The organism is Mycobacterium sp. 1165178.9, from assembly GCF_001673555.1.
Lineage (GTDB): Bacteria > Actinomycetota > Actinomycetes > Mycobacteriales > Mycobacteriaceae > Mycobacterium.
Window position 1 is genome coordinate 1 of the sequence record NZ_LZMB01000005.1, and the last position, 8,445, is coordinate 8,445.

Genomic DNA, 8,445 nt, shown 5'->3' on the forward strand with positions numbered 1-8,445 from the left:
CACTCGTAGCGTTCGGTCAGCTTGCCGAAGGGATAGTCGTCGAGGCCGGTGATCATCGGACCGAGGAACTCACGCAGGCTCTGGCGCGGTTCGGGGTCGAAGTTGATGAAGACGAAGCCGTTCCACACCTCGCAGTGCACCGGACGCAACCCGTACTGCGCGAGATCGAGGTCGAAGAACTCCGACTCCTGCTGGACGAATTTCAAGGCGCCCTGCAGGTCGTAGCGCCAGCCGTGATATTTGCAGGTGAATTGCCGGCACGTGCCGCGGGTCTCCTCGCCGGGAAAGTCGTTCCACACCAGTTTGTTTCCGCGGTGACGGCACACGTTGTAAAAGGCGCGGATGCGCTGGTCCTTGCCTTTGACCAGGATCACCGAGACGCCGACGACCTCGATCTCCTTGGTGAGGTAGCTGCCGACGCGCGGGAACTCTTCCATCCGTGCGACGTTCAGCCACGCGCGTCTGAAGATCGCTTCGCGCTCGAGTTCGTAGAACTCCCGAGACGTCGAGTCCTTGAAAGACACCGGCCCGGTTCCCAATTCGGGATAGTGCTCGGTCCAGGAGCCCTCCGGGGGCCTGCCTGCTCTGGTCATCGAATCCTCACTATCACATCACCGCTCCACCGTTGACGCCCAGAACCTGGCCGGTGATGTACCGTGCCTCCTCCGAACATAAAAACCCCACGGCCGCGGCGATGTCGGCCCCGGTGCCCAGGTAGCCCAACGGGATATTGCCGGCGATCTCCTCATTGGACGGCAGGTATCCGGCGGCCTGGCCCCGGTGCTGCATCGGAGTCTCGATGCCCGAGGGCGGAATGTTGTTCACCGTGATTCCGTGCGGCGCGTACTCGCGGGCCAGCGACTTGGTCAACGTGATCACCGCCCCCTTGGACGCCGCGTAATGGGCGGCGAACGGGGAACCGCGTTGGGCGCTCGACGACGAGATCATCACGATCCTGCCCCAGCGCGCCTCCACCATGTCCGGCAGCGCGACCTGGCAGCAGTGAAAGGTGCCGGTGAGATTGACATCGATGATCCGCGACCAGGTTTCGGCGCTGATCTCCAGGAACGGCGAGAAGTCGAACATGCCGGCACTGGTCACCAGGACCGTCACCGGGCCCAGCTCGCTGCGCACCTTCGCGAACGCCTGCTCCACGGCGGACCGGTCGGTCACGTCGGCACCCACCCCGAGCGCGGTCACACCGTCCGCGCGCAGGTCATCGGTGACGCGTTGTGCGGCATGCTCATTGACATCGAGGACCGCGACCTTGAGTCCGCGCCGGCCCAGTTCATGACAGGTCGCCTCGCCCATACCCGAGGCGCCGCCGGTCACCACCGCCACCCTGGTCATCGACCCCGCTCCACCATCGACCGCCTTCTCGCTCACTCGTAGACCACCCGCACCGTGGGACTCGTGGGCAGGGCCTGACACGTCAGCACCCAACCCTCCTCGACCTCATCCGGATCGAGCGCGTCGTTGTTGATCATCCTGGCGCTCCCCCGCGTCAGGCGGGCCATACACGTTCCGCACGAACCGATCTCACACGAGGACGGGGTTCGCAGACCGGCCATCCGGGCAGTCTGCAGCAGCGTGTTGCCCGGATCGTACGACGCGGTTGTCGTAACCCCGTCCAGCACGATGGTGACCTCGTCGGTGATCACTTCCGTTGCGGGTGGCGACGCAGCGGCAATGTCGTTCACGTCGAAATGCTCCACGTGCAGACGGTCGGCCGGCAGGCCCGCAGCGGACAGGGCGGTTCGCACGGTCTCCATGAATTCGTTCGGCCCGCAGATGTACACGTCGGCGTCGCCGGCGTCCCGGACGAACGCCTCGATATCCGCCGGGGTGACGAAACCCCTGTTGTCGTCGAGATGATGGTGCAGCACGAAGCGACCGGCATGCCGCGTGCTGAGCGACGCCAACGCCTCGTCGAAGATCACCGCGTCACGGCTTCGGTTGGCATAGAACAGTCGGGTGGCGCGCTCGCCGGACATCAGCGCCGTACGCAAAAGCGAAAACACCGGCGTAATGCCGCTTCCCCCGGCGAATGCGATCAGCTCTCGGTCGCTGTCGTGCAAGACGAAGCGGCCCTGCGGCGGCAGGGCGGGCAGCTGATCGCCGGGCGCGGCCGTGTCGTTGAGCCAGTTCGATACCACACCGTCGCGGTCGCGTTTGACGGTGATCTGCAGATCCTCGCCCAGAGCGGGTGACGACGACATCGAGTAACACCGTCGATGCTCGCGGCCACCGACGGTCACCAGCAGCGTCAGAAACTGTCCGGCTTGGTAGCCGAACCGCTCCGCGCTGCTCTGCGGCACGTCGAGAACGATCGACACGGCATCGCGGGTTTCGGCGACCACGCGCTTGATCCGCAGCGGCACAAAGCCGTCCGGCAAGGCAGCGACATCGACACCGCCCAAACCGGCGTCGGTCGCCGCCGCCGGGCCGGCGTCCGCAGCCGCGCGAAATTCACCCATCCCGGCCACAGTATCAACTACTTGCGATTAGTCTCAAGTACTAGATACTCGCGGCGCCCGTCGAGGGTCGCGCTCGCGTCGGCCGGGGCGGGGTCAGCCGTCGACGTGGTCGTTGAACAGTTCATGTCCGGTGCCCTTTTCGACGACGCGGCCCAGCAATTCGCGCAGGGTCCGCTGCTCTTGCTCGTTCAACACACCGAACACCTCCTGGTGCGCGGCGATCGCGTCGTTGACCACCGTTTCGGCGACCGTGCGGCCCTCCCCGGTCAGGTAGGCGCGCAGGATGCGCGCGTGCTGGGGGTCCTGTTTTCTTTCCACCAAGCCGCGACGTTGCAGGGCGGTGAGTGCCAGCTGCACGCCTTGCGGGCTGATCAGCAGGCGCCGCGCCAATTCGGCTCCGGACAGGCCTGGTTCGTTGGCCAGTTGGCGCAGGACACCGATCTGGGCGGTGCTCACCCCGTGTTCGCGCATCGCCTCGTTGATGGAGGTCAGCGAATAATAGAAGGCCTGCTTCAGCAGCCACAGGATGTTGTCGGTGAGTTCCATTCCCGCCTCCGTTACGCCGCGAAGTTTTTGTAGATCTGCCCGCTTTTCATGACGAAGCGGACGTCGAGCGTGGCGGCGATGTCGTCGAAAGGGTCTCCGGGAACGGCGATGATGTCGGCCAGATAGCCCGGCGCCAGCCTGCCCAACTCGTCATTCGCCTCGATCAGCTCGGCGGCCACCACCGTGGCCGCCCGGATCGCTTGCGCGGGAGTCATGCCCCGCTCGACCAGCGCGCCGAGCTCCTCGGCATTTTGGCCGTGCGGGATAGCCGGCGCATCGGTACCGCATGCGATGCGCACGCCGGCGTCGATCGCCTTAGGCAGCATCGACTTTGCGCGCGGGAACACCTCGAGCGCTTTCTTGCGCAGCTCCGGTGCAATGCGGTCGATGGCCATGGCGTCGGTCAGATACGTGGTCGACACCAGGAACGTGCCGTGGTCGACCATCATCTGAATGGTCTCGTCGCTGGCCAGGAAGCCATGTTCGATGCAGTCGATCCCGGCGCGAATGCACGCTTGTATGGCGCTGTCCCCAACGGCGTGCGCGGCGACGCGAACTCCGGCCCGGTGGGCCTCGTCGGCGATCGCGGCGAACTCGGCGTCGGAGTACTGCTGGGCTCCCGGTGCGGTGCTGTGTGACATCACCCCACCCGAAGCGGAGACCTTGATCAGCTTGGCGCCGTGCCGAATCTGATAACGCACGCAAGCGATCACGTCGGGAACACCGTTGGCGATGCCTTCGGCCACCGAGAGCGGCATGATCCCGGGAGCCAGCCGCTGGAACACCGTTGGGTCCAAATGCCCGCCGTACGGTGTGACGGCATGGCCGGCGGGATAAATGCGCGGCCCGACGTGCCAGCCCTGGTCGATGGCGCGCTGCAGCGCGACGTCGAGCAGATATCCCCCGGTCTTGACCATCAGGCCGAGATTGCGCACCGTGGTGAACCCGGCCTCCAGGGTGGTGCGTGCGTTGACCGCGCCACGCAGCGTGCGATACGCGGGATCGTCCTGCACGCCATGCATGGGCGCCGGCAGGCCCTGCGGGCCGCCGGGGCCGCCGATGAGCAGGTTGAGTTCCATGTCCATCAGGCCCGGAAGCAGGGTCACGTCGCCGAGGTCGATAACTGTCGCCGAATCCGCAAGCGGCTCTTGAGGATTGAGCGCGGTGATGCGTTCGCCGTCGATGACGACTTCCGCCGGCGTATGAATCTGGCCGGTCACAACATCGCCCCATCGCGCCGCGCGCAGCACGGTGGTCATGGAACCGGCTCGGACACGCAGTCCAGCGTCGACGCACCCGAATCAGGGACGCGGGGCTGTTTCCAGCATTCCACCGGGAACGACACCATGATCATGGAATAAAGCAGGTGCATCAGATTCTGTACATCGTCGGGCAAATCGTCGAGAGAAAACTTGTCGCAGAACGTCAGAGCCTCTTCGGCCCGCGCGGTGATCGCGTCGTAAAATGCCTTCATCTCCGTCATCGTGCTGGCCAGCCTCTTGGCGTAGCGTTCGGGTTCGCTGGGCAGGCACCAGTCGGAAAACCGTTCGAGGTCCGCGAACTCCGGGGGCAGCATCGCCATCGTGCTCACACTCCCGCCGTGGAGGTCCGGCGATAGTCATCGATCCAGGCCGCGGTCACCTTGTGCAGGTGACGGATCAGGACCTCCTGGTCGCAAAGTAAGAACTCGTCGATCACTTGGGATTGCAACATCGTCTGCGTCGCCTCGAGGGTATTGGCGTCCTGCAACCCGTATTCCTTGAACGACACCGCCGCCAGTTCCTGGGCCACCCGTTCGCGCGGCGTGCGCGGCGCCGGGAAGTACAGCGTGCCCTCGAAAAGGTGGCTGTTGTAGGACGTCGGCCAGTAGTGGTAAGTCAAATACCAACCCTGGCCCCAGAACAGGATCACGAAGTTGGGGAACAGCTGGAACGAATCCAGGCCCCACGGATCACATTTCGCGGGGTTGAGCCCGGCGGGCATCGGCCCCAGATCCGGCTTGTCCCAGGGGCCGAACAGCCCGCTTTGACAGATGTCCTCCATCGGCTTGCGCATCTCGTCGGCCATTTCCCAGGCCCGTACCCCGGAGGTGCTGACCAGCCGGTGCGGCCCGTCCAGCCGGTAGTGCGGGGCTTCAAAACCCGCCTCGGCGGCCGCCTTTGAATACGCGGTCGGCGACTGGTTCGCATGCAACACGGGCGCGTGGTAGAACTCCTGAAACGCGTCCATGTAGAGCTTCCAGTTCGCCTTGACTTCCGAGCGGTAGTACCAGCGCGACGTCATCTTGTCGAAGGGGTAACCCTCCAGCCCGGTGATCATGGGCCCCAGGAACTCTCGCAACGACTGCTCGGGCTTCTTGGCGAAGTTGACGAAGACGAAGCCTTCCCACACGTCACAGTGCACCGGCACCAGGCCATAGCGACCCTTGTCGAGGTCGAAGAACTCCTCCTCCTGCTGTACAAAGGTGAGGTTGCCGTCCAGGTCGTAGCGCCAAGCGTGGTATTTGCAGGTGAACTGCCGGCACACGCCGCGCGTTTCTTCCTGCGGCATGTCGTTCCACACCAGCTTGTTGCCGCGGTGTCGGCACACATTGTGGTAAGCCTTGATATCGCCAGATGTCGTACGCACCAATATGATTGACGTGTTGACGACCTTCAATTCCCGGGTGAGATAACTACCCTTGCGCGGAAGCTGTTCAACACGACCGACATTGAGCCAGGCCCGCTTGAAGATGGCCTCGCGTTCCAGCTCATAGATCTCGGGGCTGATGGAGTCCTGGTAAGACACCGGATCGGTGCCCAATTCGGGGTAATGCTCGGTCCAGCTGCCCTCCGGCGGTTTGGGGAATCGAGCCATGATCGCTCCTTAAGCAGTCCACTCTCACCGAACCTTCGGCGCCCAGCCCTCGCCGCAGTACTGTCTGCGCGGAACAACCGCCTGCGCACCGGTTTCACCGATCCCCGAGAGCTCCGTCACGGCCGACGGTATATCCTCGACCCCATCAATAGCAAGTAGTTGATATTGGCCTCGGGAGGCAGGCATGGACCACATCCTCGAAGTGCGAAGCGCCAGAAGCGATCGGGCGCGGCCACAGGCCGGCGTCGTGCAGGTCATCTCACCACACACCGAGGAACCCATCGCCGCGGTCGACGCCGCGGGGCCCGACGACGTCGACGCCGCGCTCGCCGCCGCCCGGGGAGCCCTGACCTCGGCCCCCTGGGGCCGCAGCCAGCCGTCAGAACGGATCGCCGCCGTGCGGCGGCTGGCCGACATCTACGACCGGCGCCGCCCCGAGATGGCCAACATCATCAGCGCCGAGATCGGGGCACCGATCAGCTTCGCGCAGCGCGCCCAGGTCGGCCTGCCCGCATTCATGATCCGCGCGTTCTGCGACCTGGCCGAGCGCCATCCATGGCAGGAAAGCAGGCCCGGGTTCTTCGGCACTGACGTGCTGGTCCGCAAAGAGTCCGTCGGCGTCGTCGCGGCGATCGTGCCCTGGAACATGCCCCAATTCCTCATCGTCACCAAACTGGTGCCGGCACTGTTGGCCGGCTGCACCGTCGTGCTCAAGCCCGCACCCGAAAGCCCCTTGGATGCGCTGCTTTTAAGCGAGATCCTCGAGGAGGCCGGCCTGCCACCGGGCGTGGTCAGTGTCCTACCCGGCGACGCCGCGCTCGGCGCCTACCTCGTTGCCCACCGTGGAGTGGACAAGGTGTCTTTCACCGGCTCCACCACGGCAGGCCGCGCCGTCGCCGCGGCCTGCGCGACCAACCTCACCAAGGTCAGCCTCGAACTCGGCGGCAAGTCGGCGGCCCTGGTTCTCGACGACGCGGCGCCGGACAAGGTCGCCGCCGGGGTGCGATCGGCCAGCCTGTCCAACAGCGGTCAGATCTGCAATGCGCTGACACGGGTGCTGGTCCCTCAAGCCCGTCACGACGAATACGTCGATGCGCTCGCCGCCGAGATGAGCGGCCTTCGCGTCGGCGACCCCAGCGACCCCGAGACTCAGCTCGGTCCCCTGGTCTCTCGTCGCCAACAACAGCGCGTGCGCGACTACATCAACCTCGGCCGGCAGGAGGGGGCGCAGTTGATCGTCGGTGGCGACGACATGCCCGGCGGACTCGACCGCGGCTGGTATGTGCAGCCGACCCTGTTCGCGGCCGCCGATAACGCGATGCGCATCGCACGCGAGGAGATTTTCGGTCCCGTCATCACGGTCATCCCCTACCGCGACGAGGACCAGGCAGTCCAGATCGCCAACGATTCCGACTACGGGTTGGCCGGCTCGGTCTGGGGCAACGACACCGACCGGGCCCTGGCACTCGCGACGCGGATCCACACCGGCACCGTCGGGATCAACCAGGGCTACACCATGGACCCGTTCGCGCCCTTCGGCGGCGTCAAAGCCAGCGGTTACGGCCGAGAGCTCGGACCCGAAGGGCTAGACGGTTACCTCGACACCAAATCGATCGCGGTCGCGCCGGGCGGCTAGGTAACTAGCTGGTCTCGCTCGCGACGTACACGGCGACATATCCGATGGGGATGCCGGTCCAGGTCGCGATGCACTCGCGTGCCGCCAGCTCCACGGCGGTCCGGCTGCTGGCGCGGGTGGCTTTGCCGATCTCGGGAACCCGGATCATCCATCCGCCCGCGTCGCGGGTGATTTCGATATCGAAGCACTGACCGACCATCGGACACTTCACGCGGGGTGCGACCCGCTGTCGGCGGGCACTGCGCAACGAATGGCGGCGCAGCAGAGTGGGCTGAACAGACATGGCTGCTTTCGGAGAGTCGCGGACGAACCGCGGGCAAGATTAATCCGCATCGAGGCGAAAACCTAATCGGCGATCTCAGCCGGATAACGGTTGAATTGTCGGTCGGTGCGGATGGCGCTTCGCCACGTTGCCGCGGGACTCGACGTTCTCGTTGCGCCGGACCCTCCGAGAATGGGCCGGCCGACGGTTGCGTGGCTCAATTACGCGCGGCCCGAAGCGGTTTCACACGCCAGGTCCGACGAGATCCAGGGCGCGATCGGCACGGTTGACGAGCCCGTCGATCGCGTCATTCGCACGCAACCGCGTCGGCGCCGCTGCAAGCGCCCGTTATAAAACGTTGTCCGAACCGGACGGCGAACCTGGCCGGCGCCGGTGGAGTTCGCCTGGCCGTGGTGGCCGTGTCTCGCGCCTGAGCACCGGACATGCGGATCCGCTACCTGCGCCACGGTGTGATGTGGACCACATCTCGGGATGGTATGTTGCGTGGGTCACAACAGAGGGGATTTCATGGTTGGCGTGGATCGCTCTAGGAAGGCCGTCATCGCACCTCGTCCCGGCGCGGCCGCCAGTTCACACCGTCTGCTCGTCGCCGTCCTGACTGTCACGGTGCTCATCTGCGCGATCGTGGGAGCAATCGCGGCCGCAGC

The 8,445-nt window shown here is 65.3% G+C and carries 9 protein-coding genes; 1 reads left to right on the top strand and 8 read right to left on the bottom strand.

The features are described 5' to 3' along the window. The 7 genes from A5652_RS00400 to A5652_RS00430 form a co-directional block, all read right to left on the bottom strand. On the bottom strand, window positions 1-593 hold a 593-nt coding region (locus A5652_RS00400), incomplete at its 3' end, for an aromatic ring-hydroxylating dioxygenase subunit alpha (RefSeq protein WP_156745067.1). 13 nt (window positions 594-606) lie between these two features. After that, entirely contained in the window at window positions 607-1,350 is a 744-nt protein-coding gene (locus A5652_RS00405; RefSeq protein ID WP_067345341.1) for an SDR family NAD(P)-dependent oxidoreductase, read from the bottom strand. 32 nt (window positions 1,351-1,382) lie between these two features. Then, entirely contained in the window at window positions 1,383-2,477 is a 1,095-nt protein-coding gene (locus tag A5652_RS00410) for a ferredoxin--NADP reductase (protein WP_067345342.1), read from the bottom strand. A gap of 93 nt (window positions 2,478-2,570) precedes the next feature. Further along, window positions 2,571-3,023, bottom strand: coding sequence for a MarR family winged helix-turn-helix transcriptional regulator (locus tag A5652_RS00415; protein WP_067345345.1), 453 nt, complete (start codon window positions 3,021-3,023; stop codon window positions 2,571-2,573). 11 nt (window positions 3,024-3,034) lie between these two features. Next, window positions 3,035-4,282 carry an amidohydrolase family protein gene (locus A5652_RS00420; RefSeq protein WP_067345348.1) on the bottom strand — a complete coding sequence of 416 codons (1,248 nt, stop codon included), beginning with the start codon at window positions 4,280-4,282 and terminating at the stop codon, window positions 3,035-3,037. Further along, window positions 4,279-4,614, bottom strand: a complete 336-nt coding sequence (locus tag A5652_RS00425; RefSeq protein ID WP_197513669.1) for a hypothetical protein — start codon at window positions 4,612-4,614, stop codon at window positions 4,279-4,281. Before A5652_RS00425 ends, A5652_RS00420 begins: the two co-directional genes overlap by 4 nt. Then, window positions 4,611-5,879, bottom strand: a complete 1,269-nt coding sequence (locus tag A5652_RS00430) for an aromatic ring-hydroxylating dioxygenase subunit alpha (RefSeq protein WP_067345352.1) — start codon at window positions 5,877-5,879, stop codon at window positions 4,611-4,613. The genes A5652_RS00425 and A5652_RS00430 overlap by 4 nt, the downstream gene beginning before the upstream one ends. 184 nt (window positions 5,880-6,063) lie before the next feature. Here A5652_RS00430 and A5652_RS00435 point away from each other — a divergent pair, with 184 nt between their 5' ends. Further along, window positions 6,064-7,515 carry an aldehyde dehydrogenase gene (locus tag A5652_RS00435; protein ID WP_067345355.1) on the top strand — a complete coding sequence of 484 codons (1,452 nt, stop codon included), beginning with the start codon at window positions 6,064-6,066 and terminating at the stop codon, window positions 7,513-7,515. A 4-nt stretch (window positions 7,516-7,519) separates the two neighbouring features. Here A5652_RS00435 and A5652_RS00440 read toward each other — a convergent pair whose 3' ends face one another. Continuing rightward, entirely contained in the window at window positions 7,520-7,714 is a 195-nt protein-coding gene (locus A5652_RS00440) for a long chain fatty acid-CoA synthetase Faa4p (RefSeq protein ID WP_067345359.1), read from the bottom strand. Window positions 7,715-8,445 lie beyond the last annotated feature (731 nt).